Origin of the sequence: Gilliamella sp. B14384G12, assembly GCF_016101825.1 — a bacterium.
Taxonomy (GTDB): Bacteria; Pseudomonadota; Gammaproteobacteria; order Enterobacterales; family Orbaceae; genus Gilliamella; species Gilliamella apicola_N.
Genome location: NZ_JACFPU010000001.1, coordinates 487,033 through 508,959, shown reverse-complemented (window position 1 = coordinate 508,959; position 21,927 = coordinate 487,033). Strand labels below are relative to the sequence as shown.

Below are 21,927 nucleotides of genomic sequence, written 5' to 3'. Positions count from 1 at the left end.
CCCTTTTACTGTAAAAAATATTAATTAATATGCATACCACCCGTTACACCATATGTTTCAGCTGTGGTATAACTTGACTCTTCAGAAGCTAAATGTACATATACACCGGCAAGTTCAACAGGTTGTCCTGCACGTTGTAATGGTGTTTGTTTACCAAATTCAGGGATAACGTCACTCGGTTGACCGCCACAGATTTGTAATGGCGTCCAAACTGGTCCTGGCGCTACACAGTTAACACGAATACCTTTGCTGCTTAACTGATTAGCTAAGCCACGGGTAAAGGCAATAATTGCTGTTTTAGTTGCCGCATAATCTAATAAATTGCCGCTTGGTTGATAAGCTTGAACAGAGGAAGTAGTAATAATCGTTGACCCTGGTTTTAAAAACCCTAAAGCCGCTTTAGTAACCCAGAAAAGTGAAAATACATTTATTTCGAATGTTTTTTTAATTTGTTCTGTGGTCAGTTCCATTATATCTTCCACAGCCGTTTGCTTACCAGCAACTAGGGTTAAATTATCTAATCCCCCCAACTTTTGATGTGCTTGTTCAACTAATTGTTTACAAAATGCCTCATCACTTAAATCACCAGGAATTAATACCGCTTTACGACCAACAGCTTCTATAACCTTAGCCACATCTTCAGCATCTTTTTGTTCATAAGGAAGATAATTTATTGCCACATCAGCGCCTTCTTTTGCATAAGCAATAGCCGCAGCTCGTCCAATACCTGAATCACCACCTGTTACTAACATTTTGCGACCTTCTAAACGACCATGACCTTGATAGGTTTTTTCACCACAATCAGGAATCGGATCCATTTCACACTGTAGAGCAGGTGCTGCTTGTTTTTGTTTTGGAAATTTATCATGATGGTATTTTGTAAGAGGATTACAAATTTGTTTACTCATTATATTCTCCTAAGTTAACTATGTATTTGTACACAAATTCAATATAACTTAAATAAAATCAATTAGTAATCACAAAATCCTATTGTTAAGCCTATTTTAAATCTTTAAAATAACCAATTAATTCAATAAATTATATTTAATAACTATAAAATTTGAATATTTGTTCCTTAAAGCTAAATCATGTTGCTTAATGTTATCCTCTGTCTATTTAAGTTAATGAATAAAAAGAGGCAGAATATTATTAAAGGTGGCATTCCTTGATTGGCTTGGCGGGGTCACTGAAAGTAGTATTACCAAAGCCATGAGTGTTGCATAATCTTGCACCTCTCTCAGTTTAGCAAATTAATTTTAACTAAGCTAGTTATTACAAATTTTGCATTTGTAATTCGATTTATTGATAAATTTATATAAAGAAGATTAAATTTAATTATAGTAATTAAAACAGCTTTAACAATGATTAGCCAAACCATCATTAATATCTATTTTTTTTATTTAAACATAATTAGATGTTTGTTTTCCAAAACTATAATTAAACAATGATAAAATATCATTTATCATTCAATGTGTCGTATTAACCTACCAAAATCACATTTTTATATTGAAACGTTTTATACTGAAATGTATAGTTAACCTGAAACTTTTTTACAATCTATTTCTAACACGTTATAAAAGCGAAAAAAATAGTTGCACTTTTTTTTAAAACGAGTATTTTGTTTAAAATAATTTTTAAAATGACGAAAAAGTTTATTAACACATATTATGAAATTTTCACTTAAAAACGTCCTTATCAACATTATTGTCAGCGTGGTCATTATTCCAACGCGGGGGCGTTTTTGAATAAAAATATGTTTATACATAAAATCAAAAACCCCGCTCCAAACAGCGGGGTTTTTTTATGAACAACGATTGGGCAAAAAAGAACAAGTGAGGAATAAATGTTAGGAACACAGTGGATAGTAAAAACCTTAAAAGAAAAAGGCGTTACCACCGTTTTTGGATATCCGGGTGGACAAATTATGCCTCTTTACGATGCTTTGTATGATGGAGGTATTGAACATGTATTATGTCGTCATGAACAAGGCGCAGCCATGGCAGCAATTGGTTATGCTCGTTCAACTGGCAAAACGGGGGTTTGTATTGCGACATCAGGCCCTGGTGCGACTAATATCATTACTGGACTTGCTGATGCATTAATTGATTCTGTACCTATTGTTGCCATAACGGGGCAAGTTCCAACTAATCTAATTGGTACGGATGCTTTTCAAGAAGTAGATGTTCTAGGATTATCCTTAGCTTGCACCAAACATAGTTATTTAATAAATGATGCTAAACAATTGCCCAATACATTAGAAGAGGCATTTAATTTAGCCAACTCAGGCAGGCCGGGACCAATTTTAATTGATGTTCCGAAAGATATACAGCTTGCCAATTTAGATTATCAACAATATTTAGCACCATCTTTAATAGAAAACAGTCCTGATAAAACACAATTATATACCATTCCTCCAGAAACAATAAAACTCGCTAAACAAATGATCGCTCAAGCCCGAAAACCGATGCTTTATATTGGGGGTGGTGTTGGACTTTCAGGCGCTATATCAGAATTGAAAGATTTTATGACATTGACTCAAATCCCAACTGTTTCAACATTAAAAGGATTGGGAGTTGCTGATATTAATAATCCTTATTATTTAGGTTTAATTGGTATGCATGGCGCTAAAGCAGCCAATTTAGCCGTACAAGAGTGCGATTTACTTATCGCCTTAGGTGTACGGTTTGATGACAGAGTTACAGGTAATCTTAATGAATTTGCCCGTCATGCAAAAGTGATCCATGTCGATATTGATCAAGCCGAAATCAACAAATTACGGCAAACACACTTAGGATTACAAGGTGATATTAAGCAGGTTTTACCATTGCTTAATCAAACTGTATCAATCGAAGCATGGCATAAAAAAGTGGATGAATTGAAAGCACAGCATCCTACACGTTATGATCATCCTGGTGAAGCCATTTATGCACCAGCATTATTAAAAACCATTTCCGAACGTAAGTCAGCCAATACGATAATCACTACAGATGTTGGTCAACATCAAATGTGGACCGCCCAACATATGCGTTTTAATCATCCACAAAATTTCATTACCTCAAGTGGATTGGGCACGATGGGATTTGGTTTACCAGCAGCGATTGGCGCACAAATGGCTCGCCTTAATGATTGTGTAATATGTGTATCGGGTGATGGATCATTTATGATGAACGTCCAAGAACTAACCACTATAAAACGAAAAAAATTACCGATAAAAATAGTATTAATTGATAACCAACGTTTAGGCATGGTTCGTCAATGGCAAGAGCTCTTTTTTAACGAAAGATATAGTGAAACTAATTTATCAGATAATCCTGATTTTTTAATGTTAGCAAAAGCATTTGAGATTCCGGGTGAAATAATTACAAAAAAATCTGAAATTAATTCTGCACTTGACAATATGTTTAATTCATCTGGTGCATATTTATTGCATGTGCGCATTGATGAATTAGAAAATGTATGGCCACTAGTACCACCAGGCGCAGCTAACGAAAACATGCTCGATAAAAGTTGCAAGGAGTAAATGATGAATCAACAAATACAACATCAATTGACCATAAAGGCTAACGACACGTTAGGTTCATTGGAGCGTATTTTACGTGTTGTTCGTCATCGCGGTGGACATATTGAATCTATGCAAATGCAAACCATTGAAAATAATTTACTGATTTTGACACTCAGATTAACTATTGAAAGAGATCTTTCAATGTTACAAAACCAAGTAGCTAAATTAGAAGATGTTATTTCAATAGAATAAAAAACTTTACAGATAATTTATCGGTAAAACAAAAAGTTAAATTAAAATATGTCAATATTTTAGATATTAAACAAACAAGAAAGTATTGTATAATGTTTGATGTTTAATTGATAAAAGCATAAAGCAAGATACATGCTAAACAAAAGTAAAATTTAAGAGGAAAACAAAAAATGAGTACTACAGCAAAATCTGATTATATTTGGTTTAATGGCGAATTGGTTCCATGGGCAGATGCTAAAGTGCACGTAATGTCACATGCACTACATTATGGTACATCGGTATTTGAAGGTGTTCGTTGCTATAATACACATAAAGGACCTGCTATATTTCGTCATAAAGAACATGCTCAAAGATTATTAAACTCAGCCAAAATTTATCGTTTTCCTGTTCCATATTCGCTTGAAGAAATTATGGAAGCAACACGCCAAACTATCAAAAAGAATAATTTAGAAAGTGCTTATATTCGTCCATTAGTATTTATCGGCGATGTTGGTATGGGTGTTATTCCTCCAGCAGGTTATAAAACGGATGTCATGATTGCAGCATTCCCATGGGGAGCTTACCTTGGTGAAGATGCCTTAGAACAAGGTATTGATGCAATGGTATCTTCATGGCATCGTTTTGCACCAAATACTATTCCAGCAGCAGCAAAAGCCGGTGGTAACTACTTATCATCATTACTCATCGGATCAGAAGCTCGCGCTAATGGCTTCCAAGAAGGGATTGCATTAGACGTAAATGGTCAGCTTTCTGAAGGTTCAGGTGAAAATCTATTTATTGTTAAAGATGGTATATTATTTACACCGTTATTATCTTCATCAGCACTACCGGGGATCACTCGTGATGCTATCATCACCCTTGCACGCGATTTAGGTATTGAAGTACGTGAACAAACACTATCCCGTGAATCACTCTATTTAGCTGATGAAGTCTTTATGACAGGTACTGCCGCTGAAATTACTCCTGTTCGTAGTGTTGATCGTATCGAAATCGGTATTGGTCGCTGTGGTCCAATTACTAAAAAGCTCCAGCAAACATTCTTTGGTCTATTTAATGGTCAAACTGAAGATAAATATGGCTGGTTAGATCTAGTTAAATAAGGGATATCAGTTAGAGATCCTCCAGTTAACACGGCGGATTTTTTTTCGAGAATGTGATTCACTTTATAGCATCATGTAAAGCAAGATATCGTTTTAAATGGTAACTTGAATAATAAAAAGTTGGGAGCAAGAAATGCCTAAATATCGTTCAGCAACATCCGTAGAAGGTCGGAATATGGCTGGAGCCCGTGCATTATGGCGTGCAACGGGCGTTAAAAATGAAGATTTTGGAAAACCTATAATTGCAGTCGTAAACTCATTTACGCAATTTGTACCGGGACATGTACACCTTAAAGATATTGGGCAGCTTGTCGCCAAACAAATTGAGGCATCGGGTGGTATCGCTAAAGAATTCAATACTATTGCAGTAGATGATGGTATCGCCATGGGGCATGGTGGTATGCTTTACTCACTTCCATCACGAGAATTGATTGCTGATTCTGTTGAATATATGGTAAATGCACATTGCGCTGATGCCATGATCTGCATCTCAAATTGCGATAAAATAACCCCAGGTATGTTAATGGCGTCACTTCGCCTCAATATTCCAACAGTATTTGTATCGGGCGGTCCAATGGAAGCAGGTAAAACAAAATTATCTGACCAAATTATCAAACTCGATCTTGTTGATGCTATGATCCAAAGTGCTAACCCAAATGTTAGTGATGCCGACAGTGAAGCCATTGAGCAATCTGCCTGCCCAACGTGTGGATCTTGCTCAGGTATGTTTACTGCGAACTCCATGAACTGTTTAACAGAGGCCTTAGGTTTATCACTACCAGGGAATGGATCACTTGTTGCCACGCACAAACAGCGAGAACAATTATTTCTTAAAGCAGCTAAACGTATTGTAGAAATTACTAAACGTTATTATGAACAAGATGATGCGTCTTATCTACCGCGATCTATTGCAACCAAAGCCGCTTATGAAAATGCTATGTCATTAGATATTGCCATGGGTGGATCAACTAATACAGTATTGCATTTACTCGCCACTGCTCAAGAAGGTGAAATTGACTTCACCATGTCAGATATTGATAGACTCTCACGCAAAGTACCACATTTATGTAAAGTAGCTCCAAGTACTGCCAAATATCATATGGAAGATGTCCATCGGGCTGGTGGTGTGGTATCAATTATGTCTGAACTTGATAAGGCTGGATTGCTTAGACGCGATGTTCACAATGTACTTGGACTGACTCTGGAAGAAACGTTTGCACAATATGATATTACCCAAACTAATGATGAAACTGTGAAAAAAATGTATCGCAGCGGGCCAGCAGGGATCCGTACAACTAAAGCTTTTTCACAGGATTGTTATTGGGATACGCTTGATGACGATCGTGAAAATGGTTGTATTCGTGACAAAGCCCACGCTTATAGTCAAGATGGTGGGTTAGCTACGCTTTATGGTAATGTTGCTCAAGATGGTGCAATTGTCAAAACCGCCAGTGTTGCTGCTGAAAACTTAGTTTTTCGAGGACCGGCCAAAGTATTTGAAAGTCAAGAAGATGCTGTCGATGCAATCTTAGGTGGTAAAGTGATTGCTGGTGATGTTGTAGTGATTATTTATGAAGGTCCTAAAGGAGGACCGGGTATGCAAGAAATGCTTTATCCAACCAGCTATTTAAAATCAATGGGTCTTGGCAAAGCTTGTGCACTTATTACAGATGGTCGATTTTCAGGTGGATCATCTGGTTTATCGATCGGACATATCTCACCAGAAGCGGCTAATGGTGGTTTGATAGGATTAGTACGTGATGGTGATATTATTGATATTGATATTCCTAACCGTAAATTAGTTTTAGATGTACCTGATGATGAACTTGAAAGACGACGTGTAGCAGAAATTGCTCGTGGTGATAAAGCTTATACACCACATAATCGCAACCGCTATGTGTCATACGCACTGAAAGCTTACGCGAGTTTAGCAACTAGCGCAGATAAAGGTGCTGTTCGTGATAAAAGCAAACTAGGTGGCTAACTGTGAAACAAGAAGATAAAAAACTTACTGGCGCTGATTATTTAAAAGCAACACTTTGCAGCGCTGTTTACGATGTGGCAGATGTCACACCACTTGAAAAGATGGAAAAAATCTCATCAAGAATAGGAAACCAAATCTTTGTTAAACGTGAAGATCGGCAATTAGTCCATAGTTTTAAAATCCGTGGAGCTCAAGCAATGATTGCCAGTCTTAACGAAGATGAACGTAAATGCGGCGTGATTGCCGCATCGGCTGGAAATCATGCACAAGGCGTTGCTTTTTCGGCAACAAAATTAGGCATAAATTCGCTTATTGTCATGCCGTTAACTACAGCAGACATCAAAGTTGAGGCAGTCAAAGAATTTGGTGGTGAAGTACTTTTATATGGTGCTAATTTCGATGAAGCCAAAGCAAAAGCAATGGAATTAGCCAAAGAACAAAATCGAATTTTTATTCCTCCGTTTGATCACCCATTGGTCATCGCTGGCCAAGGCAGCATTGCCATGGAATTACTTCAACAAAATGCCAAACTCGACCGTATTTTTGTGCCTGTCGGGGGGGGAGGACTTGCTGCAGGCATTGCAGTATTAATTAAACAAATTATGCCGACAATCAAAGTTATTGCGGTCGAACCTTCTGATGCAGCCTGTTTGAAAGCTGCACTTGATGCAGGTAAACCCGTTGATTTAAGTCGAGTTGGGCTATTTGCTGAAGGTGTTGCCGTTAAACGTATTGGAGATGAGACATTTAGACTCTGCCAACAATACATTGATGATATTGTTACCGTTGATAGCGATGAAATTTGTGCTGCAGTAAAAGATTTATTTGATGACGTCCGCGCCATTGCTGAACCATCAGGTGCGGTTGCACTGGCAGGATTAAAAAAATATGTTAATCAACATAATATTCGTGGTGAAAATCTAGCACATATTTTGTCTGGTGCAAATTTAAACTTTCACAATCTGCGTTACATTTCAGAACGTTGTGAACTTGGTGAAAAACGCGAAGTGTTATTGTCGGTGACTATTCCTGAAAAGAAAGGTAGCTTTTTAAATTTCTGTAAATTATTAGGTGGACGCTCAGTAACGGAATTTAACTATCGTTATCATGACGATAAATCAGCCTGCATTTTTGTCAGCGTCAGAATCTCGAAAAGTAATGAAAAAGAAGACATACTACAAGAATTAACGGCTGCGGGATATCCTGTTGTAGATTTATCTGAAGACGAAATGGCAAAACTTCATGTTCGCTATATGATTGGTGGTAAACCGTGTAAAACGATTCAAGAACAAGTTTATAGCTTTGAATTTCCTGAATCACAAGGTGCATTACTTAAGTTTCTACAAACATTAGGAACAAATTGGAATATTTCCATGTTCCATTACCGTAGCCATGGCACAGATTACGGAAGAGTACTTTGTGCTTTTGAAATTGATGAAACAGATAGCAATAAATTTGCTCAACATTTAACTGAGCTTGGTTATGGTTTCCATAATGAAACACAAAATTCATCAATTAAACTTTTTCTTACCAACTCGCTTTAAAATAATGATGACCACCCTTTTTACTCTGGGTGGTCTAATGGGGATCAATTTTTAGTTCTGTTATATACGTTTCGCTTAAATGTAAAAGATGTTACTATTTATGCTATCTAACCTATTAATAATATAACAAAAAAATAGACTAAAACGTTATGTTAACCTCAAACTTTTTTACAAAAAAGTGATTAACATAGCAAATAAATTTATAAAGGCATGCATATGATTAGACTAGCAACAATAGGTAGCAACTGGATCACAGAAAAATTCATTGATGCCGCATTACAAACTCAACAGTATCAACTTGCAGCTATTTATTCACGAGATATAGATAAAGCTCGCCAGTTTGCACAAAAATATAATATTGATGTTATTTATGATGATTTAATACAATTAGCTAACGATACTAACATTGACGTAGTCTATATTGCTAGCCCGAACTCACTACACTTTGCACAAGCAAAGTTAATGTTAGAAAACAATAAAGATGTTATTTGCGAGAAACCTTTAACTTCAAACTTAGTGCAAACTCAAAGATTATTAGATATTGCGAAACAGAATCAACAAATCATTTTCGAAGCACTAAAAACCTATTACTTACCTAATTTTGAATTAATTCGAAACTATCTACCTAAATTAGGAAAAATACACAAAGCTTTATTAAATTATTGTCAATATTCATCACGGTACCCTAGTTATTTAGACGGTGAAAATCCTAACACGTTTAATCCTCAATTCTCAAACGGCTCAATCATGGATATTGGTGTTTACCCCCTTAATTTTGCAATAGGCTTATGGGAAAGACCGAGTTCAATATATGCCAGTGGCACACAACTTGATTCCGGAGTTGATGCTCATGGTACGGTTTTATTAAATTATGATGACTTTGATATTATTATTTGGCACTCTAAAGTCACTAATTCATCTATTCATAGCGAAATACAAGGTGAAGATGGCACTTTAATCATTAAGCACTTATCTGTTTGTGAACAAGTATTCTATCAACCAAGACAAGGAGAATTACAAGAAATAACCCTTACACAAAATAATAACGAAATGTATTATGAAGCGCTAGAGTTTGCTAATCTCTATCAACAAAGACAAATAAATCATAAAGGGCTAAAATATTCTTTGATTTCATCACAATTATTGACTGAAATAAGAAAGCAAATCCATGTAAAATTTCCAGCTGATAATGAATAAAATTTAAAGACAGCTTATAACATTAAATAGGTTTGGTTTACCGTTCATGCTTTGCTTCTATCAGGTCGTTTAAATGTAATTGATATTTACAACTATGCTAACTGAACACACTGAGTATAGACGAATATTCTTGGACTGTTTAAATTTTCTTAGCAAAAATTATCTATTTTAAATTATCATTTAATTAGTTTTCTTAATATTTATGATTAAACAGATCGCTAGGAAATTTTCAATGAAATGGTGAATATGGCTCATATTGCAGCACCAATTTTTATCAGAAAATATAAACCTTTGTAAGCAAATAATCTAATATATTACTCAATATGTACATCAATTCCTTATTTTTGCTGAATGTTAACAAATCGAAATAATTCAATATTATTGAAAAGATGTTCAGTTATATTTTCAAGTACCTATTTTAATATCAATAAAAATGATTATTTGTGGCATATTTTAAAAAATAATGCCACAAATAAATAATATTAAGCCTATACTCTAATTGAGTAATGGTAAAAAAATATTAGTTTAAATTAATATGCTCAATATAACCTTTAACAATTTCAACACTGTTTGCAAATAACTGTTTTTCCTTTTCAATAAAATTGAGTTCAATAATTTTCTTGATACCATGTTGGTCAAGTATGGCTGGTACACCAATAGCAACATTTTTGTAGCCATATTCACCGTCTAAAATACAACTAAGTGCTAAAGCTCGGTGACTATTGGTAAATATATGTTGGCAAATTTCGGTGATAGTACTAGCAATCCCATATTCAGTGCAATGTTTTCGTTCCATGATTTCAAAACCCATTTTTCGGGCTTGAGTACCGATTTGAGTAAAATCAATTTTATTTTTTTCTAATTGATTTAAATTGATACCATAAATCGAGGAATGTGACCAAACAGGGAATTGAGAGTCACCATGTTCACCAACAATAAAAGCATCAATACTTTGTGGACCAATATCCATTTTTTCACCCAATAATCGACGTAATCTTACCGTGTCAAGCCACACACCTGTACCAATCACACGGTGACGAGGTAATCCAGATAATTTCCAAACTTGATAAGTGATGGCATCACAAGGATTTGTCGCGACTAAAAAAATACCTTTAAATCCATTCTTCATCATATTAGGTATAATACTGGCGATAATTTTGGATGTTCCGTCTAACTCTTCTTTTCGGCTTTTTTGGGCTAGTCCTGATGTAACGGTGATAATAACAATGTCGATATCTGCACAATCAGTTGATTCGCGCAAGCTAACTTTAATCATATTTTGTCGATAGGCTGCTGCATCTAATAAATCTTGCGCATGTCCATATGCTAATTCTTTATTAAGATCAACGAGTGCGATTTCTTCACAAATACCTCGATTAACAAATGTATAAGCGGTTGTTGAACCAACATTACCAACGCCGATAATCATCACTTTTCGTAATTTCATGCTGCCCCCAATTAATTTCGGTGTATTCAAACATAAAGTTAATTAACTTTGTTCAATATTTATTCATCGTATACCTACTGTATGACAATTTCCAGCTATTAATGATTTATGATTTTTATAAAATCAATGTACATAAAATGATTAAATGGTAAATTTTTTGCTAGCTGCCTATATAGCGTAAGTTAATTGATTTAAAAAATTTCCAGAGAAATCTTAATTATGCTGATTTAAGTAATTAAGTGAATTTAACCTAAAATATCATGATTACCAATTTAATATTAATAAGCGTTTATCATGTTTTTTTATTTGTTAAAATTGGAATTTTAATGGTTTGCAATAGTTTACCGTCATCATTTACGGTAAACATTAATATTAGTAATTTTAATGTATTCTTTTTAGATAATAATACTTTAAAAAAAGGTTGGGATTGTATCTATTTGTGAAAAAAAGATATTCTTAATATTCAATATTATTAATTAATTATTCTAGTATATTCACGTTTTTTATTAATAAATATAGGAATATTAATATTCCTATATTTCAAAACAGCTATATAATCTTTCAGCTTTCAGTTAGATGACTGATAAAATTATTGGCCTTATTAATCATATTGTTTCTTTTTTTCATTGCTTTTATCGTTATTCAGTATGATTTTTTTATTTCTTCAAGCAATTTAAAATCAGTTTTTAGGTGTTTTACGACTATATCTTAACCGGGCTTTACCATCTGACATAAAATAAGTACCATATCGAACCAATCCGCCCTCTTTAAAATAGCAAGTCATTTCATATGCTAATACCATGTTATCATTATTTTTTTCATCAATATTGATGTTAATGGCCTGTAGCCTTGGTTCATAGGTTAATAACGTTTGCTCAATTGCCCGCATTAAAACATAAGCAGAGGAAGGCAATGCTTGAAAAACTGTCGACATATCTGGTAATCCATAATCAGGCATATGCATAATTGCACCTGCCCGACTATTTAAAATACGCTCAATGTTATCCATTACACTAATAACGGTTTGTTCATTTTCAGACACATCTTCAATGGCTATGCCTGATTCAAAATAACCATATAATATGTCGTATAAAGATGCACTCATTAATCTTAATCCACTAGTTTAATGATGTATTTACTTGCTTCTATTTTACGTGCTTTAGTTATGTGTAAATCAGAGCGTTTTAATACTAATCGCCAATTGTCCGCTTTTAAATCAGGATCATTATAAAGAGCAACTACCGCTACAAAATTTGCTCTATTGTCAAAAGGTACTTCGATTGAAACAGAAGTATCAGGTTTTAACACAATTTCTTTAGTATCAAGTAAAGTTTCTTTCAACTCATCACTATCTTGATCAACCAGATTTTGATAAGACGCAGATTTAAAAGCAGTATCTTTAGTTAATTGATAAATTCTAATAACAACAGGAGATGATTTCCCTTCGTCATCAAGATTTAATTCAGCTCTAGCTGTTATATCTAAGTGTAATGTTTTAATATCCCACGAAAAAATACTGTTTCCAATACTAGTTGCACCTTTCGTTACGCTTTGCGCTATACCACATCCACTTAAACAGATAGTTAATAGACAAATAATAAATAAATTAATTCGTTTCATATTTATTCCTTTTTTATGCTGTATAATCAATTCCACAATAATGACCTAAATTTACAGCTACCTTATCTTGAATATAATCGCCATTTTCTGTCACTTTGGTTAATGATGCAGTTTGTCCTAATCGACAATTTTTTGATATTAGTTGGCTACGCGGCAAAAAATTTCGCTTAATATAAAGTGTAATTTTGGCATCAACTTGATAACCTAAATATGCACGCATCAGTGCCATAAGATCCTTATATAACTGCCCATCAGGGAGTAAATCCATAATCTGATCTTCATGTTGAGGAGTTATGGCTATATGTATTGTTTGATTACATTCTCTTAAGCGAGATCCTAAGACTGCACTACCATTTAAACCTATTTTGTTTGTTTTTCCACCCACTTGAGCTGGACTTTCAATAGCGTGCCAAGTAGGATAGAATTCTGTTATTTCAACTTTAGCGTCACTAACTATTACTCTTGTTAAACCAGCAATACCCTCAGCTGTTCGTGTTTTTTGTGTAACTAGACCTAACAGTGCCAAAAATCGTGAAGCTGGAGAACCGATTTGTTCGCTAGTTCCTTTTATTATAAGACCTGTTAGTCCAAGCAAGCACTGAGATATAGAATCTTTACCACCACTTATAAAACAAGCAGGGTAATGATATTTCAACCAAATTCGGTAAAATTGTGTTATAAATCGATGGTTGAATATATCTAAAAAATCGGTCATCGCATGATAGTTTTCTTCACGGCGGATAATATTGTGCAATAACCCAAAAGGTAATACTGCATCAACACCATACAAACCGAAAAAGCGAGTTCTTACCGTTGTTGGTCGATTTAAATACGGTGATCTTTCAATATACTGTAACTCACTAGCAGGAAACGACATATCAATTGATGGTGCAAAACGTAAAGGATCACCAGTTGGCGTTTCTGCTCTTCCTAGTATAGGTTCCTCTTTAGCATAGAGTTGCTCAAGTAACTGACAAAAACGATAAAAATTTATTTTTGGTAGTACTTTTTCAAGCTCCTGCATTAAAGGGCTACTTTCGATATTTTGCTCTGATTCCATACTATTTTATTTCCAACAGGTAGAAGGTTAATGACTAATTGAGTAAATAAATTAACGTCAGCATATAGAGCAAAAAATTGATGTAATAACTCACCAAAAAGCATCACATCACCTTCGCCAGTAAACTGGAAACTATTTATAGTTACTTCGATCTCTATCCCCCTTTGTAACATTCCTTTTTCAATCCGTTTTATCATTCTATGAGATACATCGACGATGCCTTCTAAGCGTCGACGATTAAGCTCATTTTCAGTCCAATCATATAAAGCAAGCGTTCCCCTTAATACTTCTGCATTAATTAATGACAAATAATTTGGTGCTAAATGCGATAATACTCGCCAATGAAAGCGATCCTCGGTTGGCGGATAACAAGGCAACGTTGGTGAGCATAAATTTCTAACACTTAAAATACTATTTTGTGAACTACTCAGTGATTGTATCCGTGCATTACTTAACGTTTTCCGAGGCAACATACCATTGGTACCAGTAACGCGTAATGATAACGTTTCGGTTTCAAGAGATTGACCTTTATCCCAAATTTTACCGCCTAAAACTAACCAAGTTTCATGTAATCCAGAAGCACCTTTTCGAACATGAGTATGATAATACCTTTCAGGTGCATCATGACGTAACATACCCCCCCTATGCTTAAAGCTAGTAAAAGGAACATAACTATAACGACCATTACGAGTTATAGCTTCAACACTCTCAACTGAGTAAACTTCGATGTGTCCATCTTGACGTAATAATGGCCTAAGCAGATATTCACTTTCTAGTTGATTAACTACAATAGGATCTGCTTCCATATCAAATAAATTTATAACTGGCACACAATGTAATCGAATGTTGTCCTTATTAAAAGGCATATCACTTGGCCAAGTTTGATTTAGGATAATTTCAATATCGATATATTCACAACCTTCAGGAACATTACGAATATTAAGTCCATGGAGATCAACAAACATAAATTTTTCACGAAACGCAAAGTATTCTAATAATAACTGATAGCCTGCAAAAGCATTATCTGGTTTTAACCATAAGCGATCTTCTTCACTAAAGCCAACCGGTGTTATTTTTCCTTGAAAACCGACTATTTCATTAGGTTGATTAGAATAGCGTAACTGTATTGCTGAAACTTGATGAGTTAACGCATGATGCAAAGTTGAAGCAATTGGTGCATCTGCATTTAAATAGAATCTTAATTTAGATAAATCAACTTGTTCAAAATCAATTAGTTCACCAAAACCTAAACGAATGTTAATAATACTTCGTCCATCTTGATGTACTCCTAATTTTACTTGATTGATTTTAACAGGTTGCAAAATTACCGGTTGAGTTGTTCGAAAAGGACACCTTGTTCCTTTTGGTCCAAGCGGTTCTGTTTGAACTTGTAAACCTTTGGGGATAACTTCCAAACGTGACAATGTGGAGTAATTGGGTGTAAGCTCAATAATCGATAATGAAGGTATTAATCGTAAATAATGAGGCCATAACAAACTCACAAGACTCTCAGTTAATTCTGGTAAATCATCATCAATTTTTTGACGTAGTCTTCCTGTCAAAAAAGCAAAACCCTCAAATAATCTTTCAACATATGGATCACGATCTCCTACACGATCTAAATTTAGTTGACCTGCTCTATCAGGATGAATTTTGGCAAATTCTTTCCCTGCTTCCCGCAAGTAACGCATTTCTGACTCATAATAGCGTAAAATCAAATCATCCATTTTTTATCTCTTTAGTTTTATATTTTTTCAACGTCACTCTTTTATTAAAAGTTTAAATCACACTTAGTGCCCTAGCTGGATTGAGCTGCATAAGTTCATGCTGCAAATTCTCTATTTGTTCCCCAAAATTTTTATTATTATCTTTCTGTAGATTTTTTTGTTTAATTAATTTGAGTAAAAATCTTTTAATATCAAATAATAGTTCAGGTTCCCATTGTAACAAAGTAATTGATTGCTGTTGATTGTTTAATCCAGTTAGTAATGTTAATGCAATATCTTGTTTTCCTAATTGTTCCGCAACTCTTGCTTGGGTATATTGTAATAAATATTGTTGTTTAGGTGAACGCAATGATGGCAAACTTTGTATCCATTGAAATGCATGTTCTAGGCTTTCTGCATGAGCTAATTCTAAAGCTTGTTTTTCAATCTCACCCCAATCATTTTCACCCGATACAGCAATAGGTTGAATACTATCACCTTCACCTAAATTATGTATACGAGCATCACTGGCGATCCAGCTTAATGTTTCATCATCAGCAAAAGGCATACCATTGTCAAAATAGAGGTTTTCAATTCCATTTAAGCGCTCTAACATTAAACCTATATCTGTTAAATAAATATCAGCCCAAGACTGATAAGGCTCTCCCATGTTTTTCAAGGCTAAAACGGAAGCACGTTGCAGATCTAACCAAAAATGATTTGCATTTTCCATGAAAGCACTTTCAACACGTTCGAAAAGTGTTGACCATTGTTTTTGGAGAATCAAACGATTAATATTTTGTTTAAGTTCCGCCCTTGGTGCTGGTAATCTTGTTTTACCCTTAGAATCAACAGGTGGTAAATCTACAATCATATCCCAGCGGATTACTCGCAAAAAACGCCCTGCAGCAAGATAACCTTCAGGTTTTTCTCGTAAAAATGCTGCCATCTTTCGTGCTTGGTCAAGTAAATCTCGTTGAGAACTAATTTTTATTTCAACGTTACTTTGTTGTACTTCTGAAGCAGGTACAGGATTAGCCGTCGCTTGAGGCGGTTGTTCTTCGTTTGTGGTTTTAACTGGTTGTTTTGCTATATTACCAAAAAAATGAACCAACGCCGATAAATCAGGCGCTGTTGTTGACTGATTAGGCGTTTCAGAATTAAATAATTTTTGACAACTACTATCTATCTGACTTAACGCAGCGATAATACGACTTAAAGATTCATCACTTATAGGTTGTAGTTGTGTCAATTGATCTATAAAACGCGCATTAGTAAGCCATTCTATAGCATTTTTGCGTATATTAGGTCTTGACGGATAAATCAATGGTCCAAATGTATCAAGCAATCCAGCCAATATTTCAAGACCATCAGCAAATCCTTCTACACCATCTTGATATAATCGTGCTAAACAATAATATGTAGCCACACGAATATCTTTACTACTTCGTTTTAGTAAGCTTTCACTCTCAACAATAACAAATGAATAATCTATTCCAGATATTTTTGCAATTTGCTCTTTAATATCTTGAAAAGTATCATGATAAGTCAAATCTTCCCCAGTTGGTTTATCTGGATTGATTGGCTGTAACCAATCAATCCAAGTTTGATTTAACTTTTGTATCAGTTTGCTCTGATCATCTGTACCTGTAAAACGGTTTAATAATTGACTAAACATAACATTAATCCAGTATCCGATATTAATTTAACATTATTCAAATACGTTTTGTGGTAAAGTAAAATTGCGTAATTTCAATAACGTTAGTGGTCCACCACCTAGTTGTGTCCTTAAAACATATCTAAGTTTATTACCATCTTTAGCTTCCCAAACTAATTCATATCGACTGGAATCCAGCGGTTTAATTGATGCTGATTCAAGTAATCTGATCCATGCCCAATCACCATTATGGTACTCATATAGCCTTAAACCTGAATTATTACTACTCCAACTGAGCTGTGAATATGGTGCATATCCATCTCCTGGCCAATTAAAACGTTGCCAAGTAGGTACTTGATTGAAATATTCAAGTTTCTGCTTATTAATTATTAACTCTGTTTTAGCGGTACTTGCTCCTGTACGAGGCATTAGATCGAATGATAAGGATACATCGCCTGTTTCAAGTACTTCTGCAGAAAGTTGATTAAATAAGTTTAGTGCTTCAAGAAATTTAGGTGAAAAATTAAGTCCTTGGGCATTAACATTATTTACAACCCACATACCACCTTTTTTATCTAATACTCCATTTAATTCACTAGTGATAAATTTATCTATAATGCCAGTATCAGCTCGAATAAAACGAGCTAATTCAGGTAAAGAAGCTTCATTTTCACTGTTTTTAAATGGATAGCGGCCAGCAAAGGATTTTTTCCACTGACTGACAACATAGTTTTGCCAAATATCATTAAAACTTTCTGCTGCTGGTGTTAATACTACTTGCCATGATTGTTCTAATGGTTTTTTGAATAAACTATAACTAAATCCTGACCACTCTTTTCCTAAATTCGCAGCAATTAAATTACCATAATCTCGGGTTTCAGTTAAATCAACCGAAGTACCTTTAAATACACTTTTAGCTAATTCTTGCATCATAGTTTGTGGTTCGGCACTATTAGTTATATTTTGCAATTTCAATCGCACTTGAGTAATACGCGACAAATAAGTCTCTAAAGATAGTCCATTGGTATTATCATTTCTTAACAAACTAACAATAGGTGCGAATGTTTCTGTTAAAGGACCCGTTGTTTCATTGTTCCTTTTAGTCATTCCTGTTGGTGATTTATTGCTATTAATAAGCTCTTTAGCTGAACGTAAAATATTACTGGATAAACCATCTTCATTATAAGCTACCTCTGATTGGTACTTAATTGTATTTACTAATGCGACTAAAGGAGATTGTCTAGTATCAGCAAGTATTGTTAGCTGTTCAATAACATCTGTTACATTGTCAGATTGACGCCATTCTATACCATTTAAAAAGTTCAACCATGCAGCACCATATTCACTAAAATATAGTTCAGTAAGTTGTTTTCTTAATGATTCCGACGAAATCGATTTAGGTAATGAATTACCTCCATCATTTAAAACCCAATCAATTTGTTCTTGGCGGAGTTTAGAGACTTCATTTATTTCCTGCTTAATGGTGTTTTCCCAAGCTTTTCGTGTATAAATACCAGATAGATCATCCTTACTAAAAAATAGTAAATGATTATCAAACCCATCAAGCAATTGATTCAAACTTTGATCTGCATAATTCTGGCTAGCTCGTTGGATCATCTCTTTATAAATTGAGTTAACTGCATTTTGTGCACCAATTTTATTAATTAATATTTGGCGGGCATTTTTTACTAATGATGCATCTTCTTTTTGTGCCCACTCAGGATGAATATTTAATGATTGTCCCCAAAAACGAACCAGATCAGGCATTAATCTTTGCCAATTACCATCGCTAACGTCTTTTGGTGCACTCCATCTTTTAGTTGCAAATTGACTTAGATAATCCCCATCACTTTTATTAGGACGACTCATCATCAAGTATACTTTCAATACATCATATGCCGATTGTACTAATTCGTCTCGGTGAGGATCATCTGGCGGTAATTGCGTTAATAACTCTAAATAATCCGTCATTATATCTTTAAATGGCACAACAATATTACGTAAGTTTGTTGTGTAATAGCTAGACCACAATTTTTTTAATAATTTATCATCATGATTTAAACCAAAACGATAAGATAACGGTGCTCCATTTTGTTGACGAAACAATAATTGTTCTAATCTTTGTTGTAACTGATATTGAATTTGTAATCTTGAAGTATAATCTTTAGTAGCAGAATCATCTGCATTTTTGGCAAGTTTAATACTATCTTCAATTAATGATTCATTTCGGAAATAAGATGTGAGCATAGCACATCCTGTCATGACCATAGATATAAATAAAACATAACAAGAAATTTCTCCCCAGTTTAATCCAAGTCTTCGCCCTACGTTTGATTTCGCATCATCAATGATTGACTGCCAAGTTGGTGTCATAAAAAAATGATTTAAATCGTAAAATTCTTGTTCTTCCGTTGGCTTCGAAGACTGATGAGGCATAAAAAATAGTCCTCGAAGATTTGGAGCATAACGGAGTGAGATCAATGAGCTCAAATATCGCTTAATTTTATCAATATCGTTTTTGACCAGATTTTGGCTTAACTGAAGCAAATAGGAGTAATGAGAGTTTTCTTTTACCTGTTGTATACCTCGTTGACAACATCCTGTTGCCAATTGTTTTAGCGATAATTCCGCAGAGTCAATGATGTTATTTTTAGCGGAAGAAAAGGTTATCCCAACGCTTTGTTCAATTCTTCCTTCTTGTGACCATTCACTTGTTTGTCCTGATACTAAATAAAGCGGAGCAGACCATCTTAAAATTTTATCGCGGGATCTTAGTTGTAATATAGTTTTTTCAACTAAAACTTGTTGTTGTCGAGTATTATCAAGATAATTTTTTGATACAGCCCAAATGATTGCATCTAACGGTTTATGATAAAACGGTAAATAACGTGAGAAATGTTTCTTTAATGTTTTCATCCAAGGAATATTTACTTCACTTGAAACATCTCCGCCATAAATCATTAATGTTTGACCACTTAACTGCCATTTTGCTTGTTGTAAATTAGGGAATAATGTTTCTACATCAGTTGATGTCCCAATAACCAAACATTTTCGAACTTTATAACGCCAAAACAGACCGTAACGGGATTTGCACTGATTGTTTATTTCTGAAAATTCAGGAAATGTAATAACTTTTTTTACGGGTTTCTTTTCAATAGGATTCAAAGATTCACGCTTAGCTTTATCTTTAGCCCATATTTTACGATTATTAGTAATAATAACAGGCGTTAACAATAAGCCTAGCAATAAAAGCATTGCTTGTAACCATATTGAAAATTTCTGTCCTGTTGTTACATAACCTAAACCCGCTCCCCAGAAAAAAAGTCCAGCAGCTAGAATTAGTGCTCCTAATAATATAATGAAAATTAATCCAATCAGTTTCCATTTATTTTTCATTTACGACTCCCGACGTACTACCCGTCAAAATTGAAAGTAACCACTTATTATGACTATATGCAGTCATAAGATTATTTTGGTTAGTGAGCATAACCATTTCATATCCCATAGCCAACGATAGCCAAAAACTTAACACAGTATGATTACCAATAAGACTGTCTAATTTAACTAGATTGGTTAGAGAAATTTCTTGATCTGCTAATAGTGTTGTAATTTCTGTCTGTTGTTTATGATCAACATTAGCAAACCAAAGTTGCTTTACTTGTTTTATTGCATGTTGCATATCTATCATTTGGTTAATAGCATTATCAAGTTCAGTCGCTATCATGGGTCTCAAGATTTCAACTTTCTTACTATTTATTCCCAAATCTTGATAATGTTGTTTGCTTGTTCCTAAAAAAGCACACAAAAACGCCGAGTCTGATGAAATGGTATTATTGATAATCACAAGTTGAAGACTTGCTTGTGAGTCATCTATCATTTCTTGTAGTATTTCAGCATTAACGTTATCTGATATATGCTGTGTTAAATTATATTTCCATGGCAGTTGTGCTGTTTGATAAGCATTATTAATATCTTCTTCTAAAAGAACATTTGATTCAAATGATGTGTAAATATTGATATTAATTATTTCTTTTTCTGGTAACTCATGTAGCAATTTACGTAGAGATAAAAAAACTTCCTCAAGATATATTTTAATATTAAACTCATCATCAAATTCTAACGATTTATTGACTTCCGTTGGTAAGTTTTCAATATTACTCAAGATGTCTTGTACAGTTAAGTGATTAGGTAAAATATAATAACTATCAAGAATCACTAAAGATTTCATAGCCCAATTTTGCCAATTTTCTTCAATGTTTTTCTGTTCTAACTGCCAAATTTCATATTCTTCTTGAGCTAAACCATATAAATATAATCGTATACTGACAGCAATCCCAGTAATTATTGTTGGAATAATTGTCGCAAACAACCAAAATATCCACTGTGAACCATAGTTTTCATTCGGCCAGATTAAAATAAGCAAAATAGTTGTGATAAAACTCAGAACTATAAAAAATAGATACCATCTACTGCGATGTAATTTTAACGGTGGTTTTAATGGATTAACTACCCTAGGTTTAGGCCAAGACATAATATTAGTCAATCTCCGATGTACTTAGTGTTGAAATCACTTTACAACCGCATTCACATATACATTGATCTACGACAACTGGTTTACCATCAGAAAAACAAGTCTTTGAAGCTTCAATAATTTTATTTACGCCATGCCCTTTCTTAGGACAGCTAACCAGATCACCTAATAGAGCTGCAGGTTTTCCTTCTACAATCATTGTTGAAGAAACAGAAATAACCGCCCCACCATGAGTTGTAGGATCACCCAATCGAACCACGTTTTTTCCCATTATTTATCCCTTACTTAAATTCTCAAATAAGAATGCTCGTTATACGATGTTTTTAA

General features: G+C 34.3%; 16 protein-coding genes. 6 read left to right on the top strand and 10 right to left on the bottom strand.

What is annotated here, in order from left to right; translation table 11 throughout:
• Positions 1–20 precede the first annotated feature (20 nt).
• Positions 21–908, bottom strand: coding sequence for an SDR family oxidoreductase (locus H3S73_RS02245; protein WP_198228547.1), 888 nt, complete (start codon positions 906–908; stop codon positions 21–23).
• 935 nt (positions 909–1,843) lie between these two features.
• Here H3S73_RS02245 and ilvG point away from each other — a divergent pair.
• The 6 genes from ilvG (at position 1,844) to H3S73_RS02215 (ending at position 9,579) form a co-directional block, all read left to right on the top strand.
• On the top strand, positions 1,844–3,520 hold the full coding sequence (gene ilvG / locus H3S73_RS02240) for an acetolactate synthase 2 catalytic subunit (protein ID WP_198235790.1): 1,677 nt from the start codon (positions 1,844–1,846) through the stop codon (positions 3,518–3,520).
• 3 nt (positions 3,521–3,523) lie between these two features.
• Entirely contained in the window at positions 3,524–3,754 is a 231-nt protein-coding gene (gene ilvM, locus H3S73_RS02235; protein WP_086309008.1) for an acetolactate synthase 2 small subunit, read from the top strand.
• Between the two features lie 170 nt (positions 3,755–3,924).
• Positions 3,925–4,854, top strand: coding sequence for a branched-chain amino acid transaminase (locus tag H3S73_RS02230; RefSeq protein ID WP_065602053.1), 930 nt, complete (start codon positions 3,925–3,927; stop codon positions 4,852–4,854).
• Positions 4,855–4,987: 133 nt separating this feature from the next.
• Positions 4,988–6,838: a dihydroxy-acid dehydratase gene (ilvD, locus tag H3S73_RS02225; protein ID WP_198235789.1), complete on the top strand. Its 1,851-nt coding sequence runs from the start codon at positions 4,988–4,990 to the stop codon at positions 6,836–6,838.
• 2 nt (positions 6,839–6,840) lie between these two features.
• Positions 6,841–8,382, top strand: a complete 1,542-nt coding sequence (gene ilvA / locus H3S73_RS02220; protein WP_039128576.1) for a threonine ammonia-lyase, biosynthetic — start codon at positions 6,841–6,843, stop codon at positions 8,380–8,382.
• A 216-nt stretch (positions 8,383–8,598) separates the two neighbouring features.
• Positions 8,599–9,579 carry a Gfo/Idh/MocA family protein gene (locus H3S73_RS02215; RefSeq protein ID WP_198235788.1) on the top strand — a complete coding sequence of 327 codons (981 nt, stop codon included), beginning with the start codon at positions 8,599–8,601 and terminating at the stop codon, positions 9,577–9,579.
• Between the two features lie 520 nt (positions 9,580–10,099).
• On the opposite strand, the gene H3S73_RS02210 is transcribed toward H3S73_RS02215, so the two are convergent.
• The 9 genes from H3S73_RS02210 to H3S73_RS02170 form a co-directional block, all read right to left on the bottom strand.
• Positions 10,100–11,026: an L-lactate dehydrogenase gene (locus H3S73_RS02210; protein WP_144092368.1), complete on the bottom strand. Its 927-nt coding sequence runs from the start codon at positions 11,024–11,026 to the stop codon at positions 10,100–10,102.
• A 679-nt stretch (positions 11,027–11,705) separates the two neighbouring features.
• Positions 11,706–12,131: a type VI secretion system baseplate subunit TssE gene (tssE, locus tag H3S73_RS02205; RefSeq protein WP_039128585.1), complete on the bottom strand. Its 426-nt coding sequence runs from the start codon at positions 12,129–12,131 to the stop codon at positions 11,706–11,708.
• A 5-nt stretch (positions 12,132–12,136) separates the two neighbouring features.
• Entirely contained in the window at positions 12,137–12,646 is a 510-nt protein-coding gene (gene tssJ / locus H3S73_RS02200; protein ID WP_198228559.1) for a type VI secretion system lipoprotein TssJ, read from the bottom strand.
• A 13-nt stretch (positions 12,647–12,659) separates the two neighbouring features.
• Positions 12,660–13,706, bottom strand: a complete 1,047-nt coding sequence (gene tssG, locus H3S73_RS02195; protein WP_198235787.1) for a type VI secretion system baseplate subunit TssG — start codon at positions 13,704–13,706, stop codon at positions 12,660–12,662.
• Complete coding sequence (tssF, locus tag H3S73_RS02190; RefSeq protein ID WP_198228563.1) at positions 13,670–15,433, bottom strand: type VI secretion system baseplate subunit TssF; 1,764 nt, start codon at positions 15,431–15,433, stop codon at positions 13,670–13,672. Before tssF ends, tssG begins: the two co-directional genes overlap by 37 nt.
• Positions 15,434–15,485: 52 nt before the next feature.
• Complete coding sequence (gene tssA / locus H3S73_RS02185; RefSeq protein WP_198228565.1) at positions 15,486–17,090, bottom strand: type VI secretion system protein TssA; 1,605 nt, start codon at positions 17,088–17,090, stop codon at positions 15,486–15,488.
• A gap of 33 nt (positions 17,091–17,123) precedes the next feature.
• Positions 17,124–20,465: an ImcF-related family protein gene (locus tag H3S73_RS02180; RefSeq protein WP_198235786.1), complete on the bottom strand. Its 3,342-nt coding sequence runs from the start codon at positions 20,463–20,465 to the stop codon at positions 17,124–17,126.
• Entirely contained in the window at positions 20,455–21,600 is a 1,146-nt protein-coding gene (locus tag H3S73_RS02175; protein WP_198228567.1) for a hypothetical protein, read from the bottom strand. Before H3S73_RS02175 ends, H3S73_RS02180 begins: the two co-directional genes overlap by 11 nt.
• A gap of 4 nt (positions 21,601–21,604) precedes the next feature.
• Positions 21,605–21,871: a PAAR domain-containing protein gene (locus H3S73_RS02170; protein WP_198235785.1), complete on the bottom strand. Its 267-nt coding sequence runs from the start codon at positions 21,869–21,871 to the stop codon at positions 21,605–21,607.
• Positions 21,872–21,927: the final 56 nt, after the last annotated feature.

Coding starts and splice junctions, on each gene's coding strand:
- H3S73_RS02210 (WP_144092368.1), bottom strand. CDS start 11,026: ATGAAATTACGAAAAGTGATGATTATCGGCGTTGGTAATGTTGGTTCA.
- H3S73_RS02230 (WP_065602053.1), top strand. CDS start 3,925: ATGAGTACTACAGCAAAATCTGATTATATTTGGTTTAATGGCGAATTG.
- tssG (WP_198235787.1), bottom strand. CDS start 13,706: ATGGAATCAGAGCAAAATATCGAAAGTAGCCCTTTAATGCAGGAGCTT.
- ilvG (WP_198235790.1), top strand. CDS start 1,844: ATGTTAGGAACACAGTGGATAGTAAAAACCTTAAAAGAAAAAGGCGTT.
- H3S73_RS02245 (WP_198228547.1), bottom strand. CDS start 908: ATGAGTAAACAAATTTGTAATCCTCTTACAAAATACCATCATGATAAA.
- tssA (WP_198228565.1), bottom strand. CDS start 17,090: ATGTTTAGTCAATTATTAAACCGTTTTACAGGTACAGATGATCAGAGC.
- ilvM (WP_086309008.1), top strand. CDS start 3,524: ATGAATCAACAAATACAACATCAATTGACCATAAAGGCTAACGACACG.
- ilvD (WP_198235789.1), top strand. CDS start 4,988: ATGCCTAAATATCGTTCAGCAACATCCGTAGAAGGTCGGAATATGGCT.
- H3S73_RS02175 (WP_198228567.1), bottom strand. CDS start 21,600: ATGTCTTGGCCTAAACCTAGGGTAGTTAATCCATTAAAACCACCGTTA.
- tssF (WP_198228563.1), bottom strand. CDS start 15,433: ATGGATGATTTGATTTTACGCTATTATGAGTCAGAAATGCGTTACTTG.
- H3S73_RS02170 (WP_198235785.1), bottom strand. CDS start 21,871: ATGGGAAAAAACGTGGTTCGATTGGGTGATCCTACAACTCATGGTGGG.
- H3S73_RS02180 (WP_198235786.1), bottom strand. CDS start 20,465: ATGAAAAATAAATGGAAACTGATTGGATTAATTTTCATTATATTATTA.
- tssJ (WP_198228559.1), bottom strand. CDS start 12,646: ATGAAACGAATTAATTTATTTATTATTTGTCTATTAACTATCTGTTTA.
- H3S73_RS02215 (WP_198235788.1), top strand. CDS start 8,599: ATGATTAGACTAGCAACAATAGGTAGCAACTGGATCACAGAAAAATTC.
- tssE (WP_039128585.1), bottom strand. CDS start 12,131: ATGAGTGCATCTTTATACGACATATTATATGGTTATTTTGAATCAGGC.